This window comes from Colwellia sp. PAMC 20917 (genome assembly GCF_001767295.1).
In the GTDB taxonomy this organism is placed as follows: domain Bacteria; phylum Pseudomonadota; class Gammaproteobacteria; order Enterobacterales; family Alteromonadaceae; genus Colwellia_A.
In genome coordinates, this window is record NZ_CP014944.1 from 844,575 (window position 1) to 863,228 (window position 18,654).

The 18,654-nt window shown below is 39.7% G+C and carries 9 protein-coding genes; 1 reads left to right on the plus strand and 8 read right to left on the minus strand.

Going from position 1 to position 18,654, the window contains the following annotated elements:
- Positions 1-8: 8 nt before the first annotated feature.
- Positions 9-1,175, minus strand: a complete 1,167-nt coding sequence (locus tag A3Q34_RS03665) for a sensor histidine kinase (protein WP_070374117.1) — start codon at positions 1,173-1,175, stop codon at positions 9-11.
- A gap of 406 nt (positions 1,176-1,581) precedes the next feature.
- Between A3Q34_RS03665 and A3Q34_RS03670 the strand changes: the two genes are divergently transcribed.
- Positions 1,582-3,492, plus strand: a complete 1,911-nt coding sequence (locus A3Q34_RS03670) for a methyl-accepting chemotaxis protein (protein WP_070374118.1) — start codon at positions 1,582-1,584, stop codon at positions 3,490-3,492.
- Between the two features lie 148 nt (positions 3,493-3,640).
- On the opposite strand, the gene A3Q34_RS03675 is transcribed toward A3Q34_RS03670, so the two are convergent.
- From A3Q34_RS03675 to A3Q34_RS03705, 7 genes are all read right to left on the minus strand, one after another.
- Positions 3,641-4,633, minus strand: a complete 993-nt coding sequence (locus A3Q34_RS03675) for a glycoside hydrolase family 17 protein (RefSeq protein WP_197517652.1) — start codon at positions 4,631-4,633, stop codon at positions 3,641-3,643.
- Positions 4,626-5,513: a glycoside hydrolase family 17 protein gene (locus tag A3Q34_RS03680; RefSeq protein ID WP_070374119.1), complete on the minus strand. Its 888-nt coding sequence runs from the start codon at positions 5,511-5,513 to the stop codon at positions 4,626-4,628. The genes A3Q34_RS03675 and A3Q34_RS03680 overlap by 8 nt, the downstream gene beginning before the upstream one ends.
- Positions 5,514-5,606: 93 nt before the next feature.
- Positions 5,607-9,053, minus strand: a complete 3,447-nt coding sequence (locus A3Q34_RS03685) for a hypothetical protein (RefSeq protein ID WP_070374120.1) — start codon at positions 9,051-9,053, stop codon at positions 5,607-5,609.
- A 99-nt stretch (positions 9,054-9,152) separates the two neighbouring features.
- Positions 9,153-10,565, minus strand: a complete 1,413-nt coding sequence (locus A3Q34_RS03690) for a family 16 glycosylhydrolase (protein ID WP_083277883.1) — start codon at positions 10,563-10,565, stop codon at positions 9,153-9,155.
- Between the two features lie 156 nt (positions 10,566-10,721).
- A complete protein-coding gene (locus A3Q34_RS03695; protein ID WP_070374121.1) occupies positions 10,722-12,050 on the minus strand; it encodes a glycoside-pentoside-hexuronide (GPH):cation symporter in 1,329 nt (442 codons plus the stop codon).
- A gap of 138 nt (positions 12,051-12,188) precedes the next feature.
- On the minus strand, positions 12,189-15,173 hold the full coding sequence (locus tag A3Q34_RS03700; RefSeq protein WP_070374122.1) for a TonB-dependent receptor: 2,985 nt from the start codon (positions 15,171-15,173) through the stop codon (positions 12,189-12,191).
- A 76-nt stretch (positions 15,174-15,249) separates the two neighbouring features.
- Positions 15,250-17,919 (minus strand): glycoside hydrolase family 16 protein, encoded by a 2,670-nt coding sequence (locus A3Q34_RS03705; RefSeq protein WP_083277884.1) that lies wholly within the window; start codon positions 17,917-17,919, stop codon positions 15,250-15,252.
- Between the last annotated feature and the right edge of the window lie 735 nt (positions 17,920-18,654).

The window sequence follows — 18,654 nt, forward strand, 5'->3', positions numbered from 1 at the left end:
ACTCACCGTCATTGAGTTTGGTACTGGCTAGCAGGTGTTATTTCATCAAGCGTTTCAAAAGGCAGCTTAATGATAGTTTTTAAACCACCTGATGGGATAATATTAAGGTTAAATACGTAGTTATCTGCATATAACACTTTAAGTCTTTCATCTATATTACGCAAGCCAACACCTCGACTCCTTTTTCCTTTCATTTTACTACCGTCAACCGCCGTTCCAGAGCCGGTATCGCTTAACTCTAACACCAACATTTTATCAACAACGTCAGCCCATAGACTAATAGTGCCACCGTCTTCATTTTGCGCGATAACATGTTTCATTGAGTTTTCAATAATAGGTTGTATTAATAAACTTGGTATTAAAGCTAACTTTGCTTTATCAGAAATTTTAAAGTCTAATTTAAGTCGCTCGCCAAAACGGGTTTTCTCTATTTCTAAATATAAGTTAAGGGCGATAATTTCAAATTCTAACGCAATTTTAGTATCAGGGTTATTGTCCAATGAATAACGTAAAAACTTACTTAATTGTACGGTCATCCGCTGAGCTTTCTCTGGAGCTTCGCATTCAATCAGAGAATTAATGGCATTGAGCGTGTTACAAAGAAAATGAGGGTTGAGTTGGTAACGTAACATTTTTATTTTTGCATCTCGGGCTACCGATTGCGCGTTCACTCTTTTTAATTGCTCTTCTTTGGCTTCTGCTGCTTTTGAAAGCAACATTTTATGCTCAAATTGCAACAGTTGATAATAGCGAATACCATGAAAAAAACCGGTCCAACAAAAGAAAATAAAGATACTACTAAAATACCAGCCACCAAACTCGTCCCAATTACCGGCAGAGCTGGTCAGCTCTATATAAAGTTTGACTCGAATAAGTGTCCAAATAAAGGAAATACAAATCACTGAAACGATGGTGATCAGTACGCGGGTAAAAATAGGTGAGTGCCAGCACCTCATGAAAATCCAATAGAGTGGCAATGAGCAAAATATGCCGACAACAGACTGCCAAAAAGTGTGATTAAGGTGCTCGACATCGATTTGGACATACCAAAGTGTCAGTGATATTAGGCTAATTAATGAAACGAAAGACCAAAAGCAGATTTGTAAAACCCAAAATAGATACTCTGGCTTTTTTGAAATAAATTTATTCAAACGTAATAGTGGGTTGTCAGACATATTTGCTCCGAAATCATCTGATATTATACTACCCCTTCCGCCACTGATGGTCGAATAAAAATTTCCTTACTATCGTTGATAAAGACCGTTTCATCTCATTAAGGTGGAAATAGCTTAACTTAAGTTAACTTACTGAGTAAGTCAGTCAGTAAGTTAATCGATAGTTCATTGTCATCAAAAAGTATTTTTGCTATTTAAGTAAAGTGATTTTATATTTAATCAGCTGAAATTATTAGCTATCTTAAAAGAAAGTTAAATTGTTGTTTTAAATGGTGAGACTACATGGATATGTTAAGCTCAAGTAAATTGAGAGCGAATCTATTTTAAACCCCTTATAAAAAGGATTTTATGGACAAATCGCCGTAACAGCAAAGTTTGTAGAAAACTTGCAAATAGGATCTATTTAATGAGATTTTTAACCACCCTTTCTATCCGGTCTAAGTTAGTCATTGCCATGTTAATGGCCGTTATCATATCGACCAGTATTGTTGGTTTTGTCGGCCACTCAAAAGCCAAAGAACTGCTTATATCCAGACTACAACAATCAGATTTACCTAATTTACTGATGCGCGTTCGTAATGCAGTCGACGGCGAAATTTCTGAAATGAAAGTGTTAACAAAATCAATTGCTACTAACCCTTTTCTACTTGATTGGATAGAGTCTGGTGCCAGCAAAGACAATGAAGCTAACGTTATTAGTATGTTAAGTAACATCGCTAAAGATAACAATTTGAGTAATGCCTCCTTCGCCGATCGAAAAACAGCTAAATATTGGAACCAAGATGGCTTTCTTCGTGTTCTCAAAGATGACAGTCTTGATGGTTGGTTTTTTGCATTCACCAATGGTAATAAGGAAGAATCGGCAAGTACCTACGCTTATCCGAATGGTAATGTAGATGTTTTTATCAACTATCAACAACTTAATGGACGAGGTGTTTCTGGATTATCTAAATCATTTAATGACATGGTTAGTTACCTAAATAGCTTTAAAATTGAAGAGTCAGGTTTAGTGTATCTTGTTGATCACTCGGGGTTGATAAAAATTCATCAAGATAAAGCAAAAAGTGAAAAGGCGAACCTGACTGAACTATATAAAGATATAAATTTTCAAACACTGTTATCAAAAGAACAATTTTCTTTTCAAGAAACAGAGAGTTTAATCGTGGCGACAAGCTATATCTCAAGTTTGGGTTGGTATGTTGTTGCAGAAGTGCCAAAAGCTGAATTGTACTTAGCGTTGAACGAGTCACGAAATTATATGCTGATTTGGTTTGTCATTATTGTCGTGGTGTTTATTTTTATCAGTATCATTTTTGCAAAAAGTTTAACGCAACCTATCAATGACCTCGCTGGATTATTTAAAGCCTTGGGTGATGGCGAAGGCGACCTTAGTTACCGACTAAGTGAAAACGGCAGTGAAGAAGTCTCACGTTTGGCCCATGGTTTTAATACTTTTATCAGTAAAATACACTCGGTAGTTAATGATGTCGCTAAAACATCAAAAGATGTCCGCCAAGCATCGTTAGAGGTTTCCCAAGACGCAGAGCAGTCAAAACTCGATGCTGAAGGTCAGCGTGATATCGCCACACAAGTTGCAACGGCTATTAGTGAAATGGGTTCAACCATTACAGAAATTGCAGCAAACGCGGCACATGCGGCTGATTCGACGAGCGAAGCGATAACCCAAGCTAAAAATGCACAAGTTGTTGTTAAAGAATCAACGGAGAATATTTACCAGATGGCACAAAAGATGGATTCTGTGTCTGTTACCATTGAATCTTTAGCGAATAAAAGCAACGCTATTAGCAGTGTGCTTGATGTCATACGAGGAATTTCAGAGCAAACAAATTTACTGGCATTAAATGCCGCGATTGAGGCTGCTCGTGCAGGTGAACAAGGTCGTGGTTTTGCGGTGGTCGCTGATGAAGTTCGTAACTTAGCGAAGCGCACCAGTGAGTCCACTGATGAAATTAATAAAATGATCAACCTTTTGCAATCAGAGTCTCAGCGAGCCGTTGATAGCGTAAGGGAAAGTAAGTTGACTGCCGAAATTGGCGCAACAGATGCTCAACAGACAACAGAGGCACTTGAGGAAATTGTTGCTAATATTCAACTCATTTCAGATCTAAACACTCAGGTGGCCACAGCAACAGAAGAGCAAGCAGCCGTTGTCGGTGAAATTAATATTCACGTTCATACGATAAGCGATAGCACAGAAAACAGTGCACAAATATCAACCCGTATAGCCTGTTCAAGTGAATCACTCACTGCAATGGCAATGAACCTTGATAGCTTGGTCAAACGCTTTAAAATATAAGGAAAGGTTAATGGCTTGGGTGAATAAGGGATTCTAATCTTTTAGTCTTTAATTTGGCCAATAAAAAAACCCAACGACTTTGACCGAGCAATATTTGCTGACAAAATCCTTGGGTTTACTTTTATTGATGGTTAAACTTTAACGAAAACTAAGCAACAGCATTGTTTTTGTTAATGTTTATAACCTCGTTTGGATAAATATTTTTCATCACTAACTTAGGCGTCCGGTCGACTTTAAAGAGTCCCCAATGTTTTTCAGGTTCTAATTTATCAGGAGATCCTTTCCATGGTTCATCAAAGGCTTCAAAGACAAAGGTCAGAATTTTTTCTTCTGTCGTCCAAGCAAGTAGTTGCTGATAATATTCTGCCTGTAGTACTTCGTTAGCATTCCAAGGCTCTATGCCCCGTCCATTTGATGCCGTTGTCCAACCTGCTTCGGTAATTATCACCGGTTTATCAGGATAATGATGGGCAACACTGTAATAATTTTGTTTGGTATATTCGAGTGCATCTTCCATCGTTCTGTATTCCCAGGCGGGGTAAGTATGAATGGAAATAAAATCTAGTTCAGCAACCAAGGGCTCAAGTTTGTATGTCCAAGGGACATAGTTTTCACAAAAAGTTACCGGTTGATGAATTTCTTTTTTAATTTGTTTTACATAGTTTACTAAACTATCGACAGGTACCATATGGTCTGTCCATTCAACACTCGCTTCATTGCCGACAGAAACTGAAAATACAATGTCATCATACTTTTTGGTAAGTGCGATCATACTATGAATTTCATCACAATTTTTCTGACGATTAGCATTAATAACTTCTTGGCTAAAATCAGCCCCCCAAGGACAGTTAGGGTTACTCATTTCTGCTGCCATATCGACGCCTAGCATTACTTTGAAATGCATTTTTTCAGTTTTAATAACATCAAGAACAAGTTCGGCGTGTGGTCCACAATCGTAAAGTCGAAGGTAGCTCCAGTTTTTTTTCAAAATAAGTAAGTCTTCTTTAACTTCATCATAACTTGGGTAAAGACCTTCTCTTGGATTTTGCCCATCACGATAGCCAGAATAACAAATAGCATTTTCATGCAGCAACTTCATCGAACTAATTGTTGCTACTTTATCACTGTGTTTTTTAAACATACTTTAATTTCCCGTTTTTATCCCAAAGGCCCCAATGCGCGCCAACTCCGCCTTCATCTTTAACTTTCCAAACCTCATCAAATGATGAAAAATAGAAGACCGCTATATTTTCTTCTTCTGCCCACTGATAAGTACCTAAAAAGTACTTAATGGCGTTTTCATAAGATGGCACAGCACCCCACTCTGCTGGTCCTTCGTTCGGCCAGCCAGTTTCAGTGATAATAACTTTTTTACCCTTGCCAGCTTTAATTGCACGGCGGTACATGTCTTTCATGTAAAGGATGGAGTACTCAAGGGCACAACCTTCCCAAAAAGGATAACAATTCGCTAAGATCAAGTCGCAGGCGTCGGTAACCTTGGGATGTTCTTCAAATTCATAGTAAGCGTCAACATAGCCTACTTCGATACCTGGTAATGCTGCTTTTACACGATTAATGTAAGCGATTAATTGTCCTTCACTCAAGTCTTCACGCAGTAAGACTTCATTGCCAACGGCAACAATATCGGCGTAACCTTGCTGTGCAACAGCTATCAGGTTGTTGATTTCTTTCTCATTATTTTCTAAATCATCATCTAGCCACGCACCGACTAAGGTTTTTAAACCTTGCTGCTTGGCTATCTTGGGGATATTTTCATTACCATCAGTACAAGAAAAAGAACGGATCCAGTTAATACTTGGGGAAATAATCGCCAAACGTGCCGATATCTGTGCCTCGCTTATCTTAGTGCCAGGCCCTTGCCCTTCGGTATAAGGGCTAAAGGAAATACCATGAATTTTATTTTCAAGTACCCCAGTAACAGCACTTTGTAAGTCTTCTCTAGAAGAATGACCAAGATTCATTCCAGCCAATGACATATGCTTATTGTATTTACTCGACATGCTCGTCTCCGATAACCATCGTTATATATAATTGAGGGGGTATTGATACCCCGTCTTTAATCAAACAACCAAAAAAATTATGATAAATAATCATTAATAGAATAAATTATCAGTTGATATCGTTAAGGTTAATTGCTGTATTTGACCGCTTCTAAGAAACAACTCAGTACTCTCTTTAGCAGGTAAACTCAAGGCTGAGAATGTTTGCTGTTTACCGTCTTTATAAGTCACTATTAACGAAGGTTCAACTTCATCGTTAAGCTGGTAAACAATTGGAACCTGACACCAAGTAAAAGCGAGTCCCATGGCTGGCACCGTTATTTCTTGCCAATTTTTGCTCACATCTAGGTAGCGAAATGGCTTTGCTTGTTGAATAAATTCACATGATTGCAATAAGCTTGGTTCAAACGAGACAACACCTGCGTTAACGCGCAGCCCTAACTCGCCAAAACGTGAAAGTATTTCTTCTTTCACTTGTCCGGTCATACCCGGCTGTTGCGCACCCGAATGTTTAGGGGTGTGAGAGTATGGGTCCATTGGAAATGCCCCATATTCAAGTGGTGTTTTGTTAAAACCAATACCGTCACGAACTCGATAGTATAAACTGGCAATTTGTCGCCTTACCTCGTCACTTTCTCCTTGCTCAACACAACTAAAAAAGTTTTCTTCTACCGCTAACATCAGCTTAGAAACCATGTGCCAATAGATACAGCCCAAACCTTCAAAACCAAACATACCACCAGAGCGGCCAGTAAAAGCTTGATGATTAAAGGTTTGCTCATAAAGATCAAAAATCGCTGTTTTATCAGTTGTTAGTGCGTGAGGATATTCTTGGCTAAGTTCAGTTAACTTATCTTGTAGAACATTGCTATTAGTAATATCAGCATTGAAGCGATATTGACCATTAATATCTTGCAAAATGATACGTTCATCAGCCTGTGTAAGCATCTGTTGCAGCGAAGTGTTTTCTTGTACCTGCTGGGCATCCACACAATTTTTTTCTAAAAAGCTTGGTAGCTTTCTATCGGGATAAAGCATAAAACTTTTTTGATCGGGGCGATAAACATCACTCGCAAAAAGCGCTTCGACTACATCAACCACTTGTTTGGGTTTAAGTGCACCAGAACTTAAGGCAGCAACCTGTCCTTCGAGCATTGGGTACAGATTTTTAACCTTGGAGGTCTTATTTTCTAGGCTCAATAAATTATAAGCGTTATATAATCCGTCGGCGCGTTCATTGGTCTCAATCGTATGTTCAATCGCTTGTAGGGCATCACTTAACATAGCGCTGATCTGACTAATCTGCTGACGCGTCTTGCCACTAAAACCTTCTTGGCTATAGATAGCTTGACGGTAATGGCTTGCTGCCATGCCTAGTTCTGCAGTACTTTGATAGCGTACCTCAGCAGTTACTGGCTCAGGGGTTAACGTTGAAACTAAATGTGTTAATGCGTTTGCCGTATCCGTCAACCATAAGTTAACTTCAATAGACAACTCAACATCTTGTGTTTCATTAGCTATTAACTCTTGGAAAAAACAAACATAACGACGCAAGTAACATAAGGTCACCATAGATAAACCTTGCCCAACTAAGGCATTGTTTGCATCATTCCATTCGGGTCTTTGGGTATTTAACCAAATGCCGCCATCAACCACTAAATTACCCAATTTAGACAATAAGGGTACTAATAATTTTTCCAACAAGTTAACTTGATAAACATCCCCGTTGGCATCAAGGACCAGTTTGCCATCAGCCCCCATTGTTTTAACACGTTGCTCAATGTTAAACGCGAGCGATTCATCATAGGTGACGGTGCTTTTAGCATCTTTAACCAAGTCATCAAATGACTTAATGCGATAAGGCACATTGGCATAACTGAAAAGTGTTTGGCGCAGCATCGCAGTCAATTTTTCTGGGTGAAATTGCTTCGACAGCTCAAGCATCTTTTGTAAGTAAATTATTTGATGATCACCCCAATAGCCAATATAGCTCCACGGGTCATCAGGCTCTTCGACTTCCCAGTCGATGCCTTCTTTGGTAATTCTATAAGGATTATAACCATCCATCGTCGAAGCATTAACAAACTTGGCAACAACACTTTCAATAAATTGCGGGTAGCTATACGTTAACGCCTCCCAGTTTTGAAAAATATCTCGCCAATTTCCTTGGTAAGTTAACAAACGCTTATTGTTTTCATCCACTAATTTAATAGCGAACTGGTTCCATGGACGACTCGGATCGCCATGACGACGACCAAATGATATAGGTAAATATTCAGAAGCTAAGCGCTCAAGTTGGCTATCGCCAGACGTTTTAATTTCTGTCAGTAATTCCACAAAATCTAACTTTTCCGGCAAGCTGTCTAACAGCGCTTGATTGCGTTGATAAACCTTATGGTTAAATAAATTAATCGTCTTGGTAAAGTCATCTGCAGAGATCTGATATTGATCGTCGAAAATACCACCACGCAAGGCATTAAATAAGACATTCGCATAGTGATGCTCGGCAACACTCTCTTCACCCGTTAATTGAAAACCATCAACAGAAGCCATAATACGTGCTAGTTCATCAGAGCCATTCGCTATAGAACCGTTGATATTTTCGTCGAGTTTATTTCGCTCGCTTAGCTGGCGACGCAAGACAACAGATTGACTTTGAGTCTGCTCAATATTAGCAACAAATTGCCACTTTTTATCACTGTGCGGCTTAAGTTGAAGGCTAGTATTCACTAAATATGCGCCACGAATACCTCGCTTTGTTATTTCCTGTTCAACCTGTTCGCCGCGTCGAAAAGCACTTAATTGCTCAGATGAGAGTAAAATATTAGTGTTATCTAAACCAAGGCAAAAAACCGTATTGGCTTTTAATGACTCACAAGGCTCTGCTCTATCGGTGATGCCAGAAAACAAAGTAAAAAAGGCAAGACCTGAACTTTCATCTAACTCGGTCCACTTATAGGCATCGACTAAATTACTTGAATTTGTTTGCGTAAAGCGAGGTGTACCTGCAGGTAATACATTCTGAAAACCATCAATAATTTCAACACTTAAAGGTTTATCTGATAAGTTCTCTAATTCACATTTTCTTACAAAACCATAGGTGTCGCTCGTTGCCCAGGTATAGCGAAAGGCTAACTGCAAATCATTATGAATTTCTTCAAAACACAGTTTATTGCCTAATACGTTCTTGTATAAGTTTCTGGTGATATTAAAACGAAGTTCATGCTCACGATTAAAGGGTTCCCAATCAACCTTTTCACTACCCGTATTAACACGTAATAGGGTTTTACAACCCGTGTTTAACTCACTTTCATGAATTTTGTCTACGGTAATATAAGGAAATAAAGGCGTCTCTGGCGATACACGCCCCGCGGTTAATCCACCCGTTGATGAAACGAATAGCCAATGGTCACTATTAGAGATAACGCTAACAAAAAAAGGAGCCATCTTATTAACATTGTTAATGGCATAAAAACGTTCGTCAGCGATAGTGACAAATTCACCGGTCACTTGATTGTTGTGGGTATTACATATTTTCATTTTTAATTCCTACCTAAACTCAAGGTACTTTACTGTTCTAAATAATTGAATAAATTGATAGATAAACGTTTAACTTCATCTATTTCTAAAATTTACGGTTTACTGATTTAAGGGTTTAAATATTCTGACAAAGTCAACTTCCATTGATACTGGAAAAATCCTGTCATCTATGGGTCCACCTGCTTTGCCCCACATACCGCCAATCGCAAGATTTAGAATAACGTGGTAAGGATGATCGTAAGGCCAAGCGCGCCAGCCGCTAGATTCATTGCTATAAAAGAAATAAGGCACATTATCAAACAATACGGTAATACTCTCTGGCGTCCACTCAACGGAGTAAAGATGAAAAGCTTTTTCAACATCTTGACCTTCGATACTGCCCTTTCGTTGTTCCCAATTCGCCCAATAATAAGCTTTATTATGTACGGTGCCATGAATGGTTTGCATGTCGTAACCAACGTGTTCCATGATGTCTATTTCACCCGAATTAGGCCAAGCATCACAGGTTGCACTGCCCTGCCAATCGTCGTTTTCTTGACAGGTGCTTGAATATTTAAAAGGATCACTAGGTAACATCCAAATAGCAGACCAAGTGCCTTGCCCTGCCGGTAACTTAGCTCGAACGTCGACACGTCCGTAAAGAAAGTCGCCTTTACCTTGTGAGTGAATACGGCCAGAGGTATATTTTGCATCGTCCAAATTTTCTTTGTAGGCGGTGATCACTAAATTACTGTCTTTTACATGGACATTTTTGAGGTTGTCGGTATAAGTTTGATCTTCACTGTTCACCTTACGAGCAGGCCAAATATCATAACTCCATTTATTTGGATCTGGCTTACCTTGATAATTAAATTCATCACTCCAAACTAATTGCCATTGCTTTGACTCAATTTCTTTTTTACGGACAATTAGGGCACTAAGGATTGGCTGCCCGTTGATCGCTTCAAAGTTTATATCTAGCTGTCCATCGGTTACTTCAACATTATAAACAGCTCGTGCTAAGGCCGATAAATGCTTACCATCTCGAGCAAGCCTGACATTTAAATCACTAATAACCAGCTTATTCTCAGCAAATACATTGAAGACACGAGCATCCATAGCCTTGTCTTCGGGTTCAGCAAATTTAAAAATGATATCGTACAGGCCATTTTCCATGGGTTGCTTAATGTCGATATTACCAAAGCGAAAAGATTGATAAATAAAACTATCTTGTGAGCCTTTGATATTTTCAATCGTACCTATATCACCGGTAGTTATCGATTGATCTGCTTGATAGCTTATACCGTCAACGCCAACATATTCACTACCACCAACATTAATTGCCCAGACTACCGTGTTATCTTTTTCACTATGATCACTTTGCTTGTCGCCCTGATGAGCAGAAGCTAAATGACCTTCATCGGCCTGATAACGTTCATCGTCGCTTATCAGTGCTCGGCCAATAAGTAATACGGGGATCAAGATTAAGACCAAGACCAGCAATGATTTTTTGTTACTTTGTTTATTCTTCATGGTATTGAAGCTCCAAATTCATAACGTTATCTCAGCTACGTAGCGTTATTTATTAGCAATATTAAGAGCAACAATAAGGGAACTAGGATGTATCGCAATCAAAACAAGGCAAGATGGACTAGCCTTGCGGTAAAAACGACACTTCTCGCTTAGCGACTAAGCCCCGTGAGTCTTTAAGGCTAAATGTATTTGTTCAACTTTTTCTTTGTTAAGCACGTACTTTCGCATGACCCAGGCAACAAGTATTGAACCTAATGCGGGGTAAACAGTGAATGATAGTAAAATCCCCTCTTTAGCCGTTTCTGTTTGTTCAACGTCTGCTTGGTAGCCATAATAAGCGAGTAACCAACCGGCGAAAGCGCCACCAAAAGCGACACCTAATTTGATAAAAAACACCACCGAAGAATAGACCATGCCTGTTATGCGAACACCTGTTTTCCAATGACCATAATCAATGGTGTCAGCCATCTTTGCCCACAACAAAGGCGTTGCCATTTGTAAAAAGAAGCTCCATAAAAAAAACAATACAAAGGCGGTGGTTACTTGATCTTTGGGGACAAAATAACTGATCACACAGATAAAAGCGGCGATGAGCTGTAAACTAATATAAGCCTTAATCTTGCAAACTCTTTTTGCAAGAGCTTGAGCACAAGCGCAGCCTAAAATGCTACCAATCATGCCCAGCGACATAAATAAAGTAATTTGCGCTTCGAGACCGAGCACATATTTAACATAATATATCGCTAATGTGGCTCTTAATACTTGGCCTGTTAATAAAAATAAACCTGCCAGCGACAATATTCGCCATTGATCATTTTGCCACAGTGCTTTTAAATCGTCGAAAAACGATGTTTGCTGATTTTCAGGTACGCAAACACGTTCTTTAGTACCACTAAAACATAATAGAAACATCGCCACGCCTAAAAGGCTCATCGCGACCATAGTGAGCTGATACCCTTTGGCTTTATCACCATCACCAAAATACTCAACTAAAGGCAAAGTGCCTGCGGCAACAATTAATCCACCGAGCATTCCTAAAACGAATCGATAGGTTTGTACTGATACGCGTTCAGCGGGCTGCGTCGTTAAAACACCACCTAACGCAGAATATGGGATATTAATTGCGGTATAGACCATCATTAACAAGGTATAAGTAACAAAGGCGTATATAACCTTAGCGTTACCCGTCAAGTCTGGCGTAGTAAATGCCATAATAGAAATAATGCCAAACGGCACAGCGAGCCAAAGTAGATAAGGTCGAAATTGTCCAAAACGTGTTTTAGTACGGTCAGCAAGTGCCCCCATCAGCGGATCCGTTATCGCGTCAAATAAACGCACCACTAAAAACATAGTGCCAACAACAGCTGGCGAAATACCCACCACATCAGTATAAAAAATCAACAGGAACATCATTACCGTTTGGAAAATAATATTACTGGCGGTATCACCTAAGCCATAAGCAATTTTTTCGCGAATTGTTAACATAAAACGTCTCTTTTGATTATTAACTCAACTAACGAGCTTATACACATAAGGTTATAAAATAAAAAAACCTATAAACAAAAAAGGCCTATATCGCAAAACAATATAGGCCTATTAATTGAAACTCACTAGATTACAGGTTTACTTAAAGCTGTAACGAACACCTACAGTATATCTAGTACCGTATTGTCTAGCGGATAAAAACTGCTCTTCGTAACGACCAAAAGATTGCTCGGTTTCGTTATTAAGATTTAACCCTTCAACAAATACCGTAAAGTTTTCATCAATGTCGTAGTTAATACTCATATCGACTTGACCAAACTCTTTAGCAAATTGTGGTGGCGCATCAGAAGAACCTTGAGCTTGTCCTACACCGATAAGATATTCGTCACGCCAAGCGTAAGTGACTTTTACTGACAAACCTTCTTTTTCATAGAACAATTGAAAGTTAGCCGAATCACTTAAACCGGTTAGTGGTGTTTGCGGTTCTAAATCAGCAACACTATCAACTTTAGTTATGTCATCAACATCAAATTTAACATCACCATCAACAAACGTCGCATTAGCACCGAAACCAAAACCACTCTCGCCAAAAAAATGTTGAACAGCGACTTCTATGCCGTCAACCATCTTGTCATCAGGGGCATTGAATGGACGGGTAATATCCCATTGCATTAAAGGATCATCACCTGCTGGTTCAATAAAGCCTTGAGCGTTTAACGTCGCTCCGTTAGCTTGCATTTGTGCAAAAATTTCATCACTGGTTGGCGTGCCACCGAGGTCAGATACCGCTTGAGTCCAACGTGGTCCCTGATAAATATCACGCATATCATCAACTGATGTCGTTATTGTTTGGCTACTAATAAAATTCTTTACATCTTTTCTAAAGTAACCAATAGCAGCATAACTGCCTTCTGCGTAATAATATTCTAACGAAATATCAAGGTTAGTAGACTCATAAGGGTCAAGGTTAGTGTTACCTTCACCACCTATACGAGAGTTAGGACGCGTACTTGCCCCTAATGAACGACCACCGGCTAAGCTACCTAAAGGAGCACGAGCTATCGTTTTCCCCCAAGATGCACGGGCAACAAGTTCCTCACTAAGATCAATTTTGGCATCAATCATAGGTAAAAAGACGTCATGCTCACCTTCAAGCGATAAAATAGTATTTTCACCCGGTTGATATTGAGTAAGCCACTCACTGCCACCTTTCCACCAAACTTCGGTAGGTATAGGTTGCAAGACATTACTGGTTACATCGGTTTGCTCATATCTAAAACCAACATTCACCTGCACGGGTAATTCAGCAACTTCAAACTCAAATAAAGACGATGCATAAACACTCGTTGTATCTTCATCTACTGAAGATTGTGACTGAACACTACCAGGGCGGTAAGCGTCGGTACTAAAAAAGTCGTCGCCTAATACATCACTGTTTAGATAATATGCTGAACGAGCAACCGCTTCATCAAAGTCAAAACTATAATAGTATCCAGCACCCATAGGATTGTCGCCATTTGAAAATTCATCCAAAAAGCCATCGGTTGTATTGTACTCAAACATTCCATCAGGAAATGCCGCTGAATAATTGGGGTTAAACAAGAAACCACCAATCAGACCACTCCATGAACGTGAGCCACCCATGGTTTGCTCAGTACGAGCAACACCAAACTTAACTGACTTTAATGACGAGTCATCTGGGTTTTCCCATGAACCATCGATTTGCAGTTGATCAATTTCAGACTTTCCAGGAGTATGCTCAAATTGGCTAAAATGTGAATCTATTTCACTAGGTGCAAGCGTTGTAGAGCCATTTTTCCAGAAGATTGTCCCTTGTGGAATATCACCTTGTCTGAAATCATAATGTTTATTAACTAATTGATCTGAACCAAAAACTAATGATCCCGTGCCATTCATGCCTTTATCTTTACCATTGTCAGCTTTATTTTCTGAGCTATGGTAATCGACTGAAAAAACAAAGTCATCGGACGGTCGCCATTCAACATTAAAACCTAATGAGCTTTCATTCGTTTCAGTTGTATTTCGATTGGCCGTATAAGAGCCATCGTTACCAGACAAATCGGCAAAGATAACCGTACCATTTTCATCTAATTCGTAAGCATCAATGTTGCCGCCAAAATCGTGCCATTGACCCCAACCAATAGAATTAGTGCCTGTTGTTGACTCTCCCATCGTATAATCAAGTGTCATAATCACACTTTCAATAGGCGCATATTGGAAAGTAACATTGGCATTGGTTCTTTCACGCTCAACGTTAGCAATACCATAGTTCATATCACGAGGGAAAAAAGCACCCGCTGCCGCATTTGCATCACGATTATCAATGACTTTGTCATCATCTAAAGTCGGAAGCTGTGCGTCTGGCTGAAACTGCCAACCTTGAATATTTGCCGATTGTTGTTGAAAGTCACGTTGTTGATGAGAGAACGACAAAGCAAAACCAAAGGTGTCATCAGCAAAAGTATTGCTGTATAAGCCTGAAAATTCTGGTGTTACATCATCACCTTCAACATTAGACGAGTCATAAATGCCTTTTCCTGAAAGAACAAATTTCTCACCTGGGCTAGCAAAAGGCTTCATGGTAATAATATTAACTGTCGCGCCAAGACCACCACTTGGGTTTTCTGCACGCGCAGTTTTATGTACTTCGATAGCACTGACACCATCAGAAGACAAATTTTCTAAACTGTATGAACGTGAATTACCCGTACCCGGCATTTGACGACCGTTAAGTGTAATTAGGTTAAACTCTGGACCAAAACCGCGCACGGTGATCTGGCTGCCTTCACCATTAGAACGACTGACCGAAACACCGGTAATACGTTGTAATGACTCGGCTAAGTTAGTGTCTGGAAATTTACCCATATCTTCAGCAGATATGACGTCGACAACGCCAGAAGCGTTTCTTTTTACCGCCATTGAACGTGATAAACTGCTCATGATACCAGTTACTTGAATAACTTCTATCGCAGCGTCTTTTTCACTATTATTGACTTTATCGGTTACTGCTTCTTCGGCATAAAGCTGACTGCTCAACCCGGTAGCTAAAACCGCTGATATACAAACGGCTAGGCGCTTTTTATTAAAAATTGAATGTTTCATGGTTACCCTACTTTCTTAAAATTAGTTTTAATGACGGCGGCTGGTTAAAGCCGCTCAACCTTTGCTAATATCGTGGTTATAGTGCCGTTATCATCACATTGTCCAGACGAAAAACAGCCCCTTCTCCAGTTCCCCAAGCAGGGAAAATCATTAATACATCTATCTGACTAATATCCAAACCCGCATCAAATAATGTTTGCAGTGGGAATGTGTAGGTTTGCCATTCACCCGTAGTCGGTGCTTTTCCTTCTGTGCTGCCTGTTAAAGGAAGCTCTGCAAAAGTATCGGCTTTATTTGACTCGATTTTAAACATCCAAACACTCGCCGCATCGTTTGGTGGTGTAACAACTTTAACATCAAATTTCACCACACCGTTGGCTAAGATACCTGATGCATCAACAAAAACGCCATCTTCAGCATCAAGCCCAACAACCGTTGGCTGTGAACCAATAACATATTCAGCCGTTACGCCATGCGCGGTATCATCGTTTTCAAGTGTTGGTGTTGTGCCACCACAACAATCCCACATTGACCAACCTGTAGCAGGTGCATCAGCAAATAAAACATCATTGTTAACAGTTGTTGCTGTTGGGTCATAAATTTTAACGTTATCTAAACGGTAAATAGCACCTTCGCCAGCACCCCATGCAGGGAATACCATTAAGACATCAATCGCACTGACATCTAAACCAGCATTTGCTAAAGCAGATAAGTTAAAAGTATAGGTTTGCCATTGATCTAGAGCAGGTGAAACACCTTCAACAGAGTCAGTTAAGGTAAGTTCTGCGAAAGTAGCATTATTGTCTGCTTCAACTTTAAACATCCAAGGCGCATCACCAGGCATAGCCGTTACTTTCATTTCAAATTGAATTACACCGTTAGAAAGAATCGCAGAGGCATCAAATGGCGCAGGTGAATCTGTGTTATCAGCTCTTGAAATAAAGCCCATTACCGTTGGCTGACCACCGATAGAAAATTCAGCTACGTTACCGTGAGCATCATCATCTAACTCAACCGTTGGCATAGAACCACCACAACAATCCCACATTGGCCAGCTTGGATTTTCGTCATCGGTAAAGACCACTAATTCAGGCGCTCCGCCAACGTCACCTTCAATCGCGATATTAGTAATTAAGTATTCAGCGCCTTCGCCTGTTTGCCAAGCTGGGAATATCATCACCACATCAATTGCACTAAGATCTAGACCTGCGTCTTGTAAAACTGATAATGGGAATGTATAAGTTTGCCATTGACCCACAACAGGATCTGCACCTTCATTACTGGTGTTAAGCGCAACATCGCCAGTATTAGGTCCGCCGTCACCGGCTTCGACTTTTAATAACCAAGTAGTCGCAGAAGATGGCGGGGTAACCACTTTCATTTCAAATGACAAAGTACCATTTAAATCAACCAATGGTGATGCATCAAATGGGCTAGACTCGCCAGAAAAATCATCTCCAAAATGTCCGCCTCGCGTTGAAAAACCTAATACGGTGCCATTGTTATCATTAATATTAAATTGAACAGCATCGCCTTTATCGGCATCAGCGATAATTGCAGGTGAAGTACCACCACAACAATCCCAAGCAATCCAGTTAGCATTTAAAGTTCCGTTAAAGATATCTAGGTTTTTAGCAACACCATCACTTGGAGGCAATGGAACTGGTGCTTTACCTTCAACAAGACCATCTTCTAAGCTATCGTAACCAGGTCTTACTGTTTCACAGCCTTTACCGGTATCAATATTTTGCTGACACTGGAAAACACGTACATAGTCAATTTCAAATTTGTTATCTGCACCAAAAGCTGTGGCATCAACACCTAAGTCATTAACATTTTCAGGCCAAGTGCCACCAACAGCAAAGTTAAGTACTAAGTAAAATTCTTTGTCGTAAGGAGCCTTGCTCCAATAGGTTTTTAATTCACCCGATAATTGGTCGTAGTATTCAGTAAACCAACCTCGATGTGATAGGCCTACCGCTTCATCTTTAGAGTTGTAGCGAATTTTGGATTGTCGCTGTGTTGCATATAAATGGTCATCCATGTACCAGCGAATTTCACCTTCTTGCCACTCAATGGCGTAAGTGTGAAAGTCATCAGCGGGGTTAGCACCACTCGCTAGGCTATAAGCTTGTCCTGATTGAGAATTGTTAGGCCAACTTTTACCATAATGAAGTGTTCCGTAAACATGGTTTTCTGCGGTACCGTCTTCTCTCGCTACACCTAAGTTAACTGATTCAAAGATATCAATTTCACCCGAACGTGGCCATTCGCCATACTCTTCATCAGTAGGCATCATCCAAAATGCTGGCCAGCTACCTTGTCCTGAAGGCGCTTTAGCGCGCATTTCCATGCGTCCATATTTAAAATCGGCTTTGTAACGCGTCATCATGCGTGCTGATGTGTAAGGTAAAGCGGCGCCTTCGGCTGCGGGTAAGGCTACAATGTTTAATATACCGTCTTGTATATATGAGTTTTCAGCGCTGTCGGTGTAACATTGTTTCTCTTGGTTACCACCACCGTCACAGTTAACTTCATGCGTCCAGTTTTGACTGTTTATTGTGCTTGCATCAAACTCATCATTCCACACCATTTTCCAATCAGAGACAGGTTGTTGTGGATCAATAATATCTGCTTTAGTTTCGGTGGCTGCACCACCACAGCCAGCAAGTCCTAACGTAACCGTTAGCCCTATTAACGCGGCCAAGCCTTGTGTTTTAAATTTAACACTGCTTTTAGTTTTCATGTCTTCTCCCCTAGAGATATCCAAATCAAATATTTATAATCATTTTTATAATGCCTATACGCTACTTTTATCTACAAAGCTCACGTGAATACAAATACAATCGTAAACAAAATACTGTTATTAACTAAATATCTTTTAGCACAACGATTTACTAATTAGCATTTAAATACGGTCAGATGGGATAGGGCAAAGTTGAAATGGACAAAACAGGGGTGAACGATTTTTTTTGATGACCTTTTTGGCTTTTATAATTACCGCTTTACTTGGGTTTTGTCTTAAAAAGCGAATACAACCTTAAAGAAAGGTGAGTCATCATCTATATAATATGATGAAGACTAAGCTCAGTGCTCTCTTTACCTATTAGCTTTTAATAATTAATACTAAAAAACACCCAGTTGATAAGTATTAAACCTTAGCCTCTTGCCATCACACTAATAAATGCTCCGTATTATTTTAAGGGGTGATTGCACGATAAAATCGCCCATCACCTGCAAAACACCGCTAACAATTAGTGGATAAAAGCTATTATTTATCTCCTTACACTAATGATTCGTACATTTTAAACCCAGAGTGTTCAATAAAAGCTCAACTTTAGTGCGCATCTAATAAAAACCCACTTGACCATGAAATTAGGGACGACTCACCGTTTCCTGATTGTTTGTATCACTTTTTACTGTAGTTTATTTTTGGCTTTTCTACGATTAATCTCAGTTAAATTTAACTAGAAATGCATCA

Coding starts and splice junctions, on each gene's coding strand:
- A3Q34_RS03675 (WP_197517652.1), bottom strand. CDS start 4,633: ATGTTTAAAAAACACAGTGATAAAGTAGCAACAATTAGTTCGATGAAG.
- A3Q34_RS03685 (WP_070374120.1), bottom strand. CDS start 9,053: ATGAAAATATGTAATACCCACAACAATCAAGTGACCGGTGAATTTGTC.
- A3Q34_RS03695 (WP_070374121.1), bottom strand. CDS start 12,050: ATGTTAACAATTCGCGAAAAAATTGCTTATGGCTTAGGTGATACCGCC.
- A3Q34_RS03700 (WP_070374122.1), bottom strand. CDS start 15,173: ATGAAACATTCAATTTTTAATAAAAAGCGCCTAGCCGTTTGTATATCA.
- A3Q34_RS03690 (WP_083277883.1), bottom strand. CDS start 10,565: ATGAAGAATAAACAAAGTAACAAAAAATCATTGCTGGTCTTGGTCTTA.
- A3Q34_RS03680 (WP_070374119.1), bottom strand. CDS start 5,513: ATGTCGAGTAAATACAATAAGCATATGTCATTGGCTGGAATGAATCTT.
- A3Q34_RS03705 (WP_083277884.1), bottom strand. CDS start 17,919: ATGAAAACTAAAAGCAGTGTTAAATTTAAAACACAAGGCTTGGCCGCG.
- A3Q34_RS03670 (WP_070374118.1), top strand. CDS start 1,582: ATGAGATTTTTAACCACCCTTTCTATCCGGTCTAAGTTAGTCATTGCC.
- A3Q34_RS03665 (WP_070374117.1), bottom strand. CDS start 1,175: ATGTCTGACAACCCACTATTACGTTTGAATAAATTTATTTCAAAAAAG.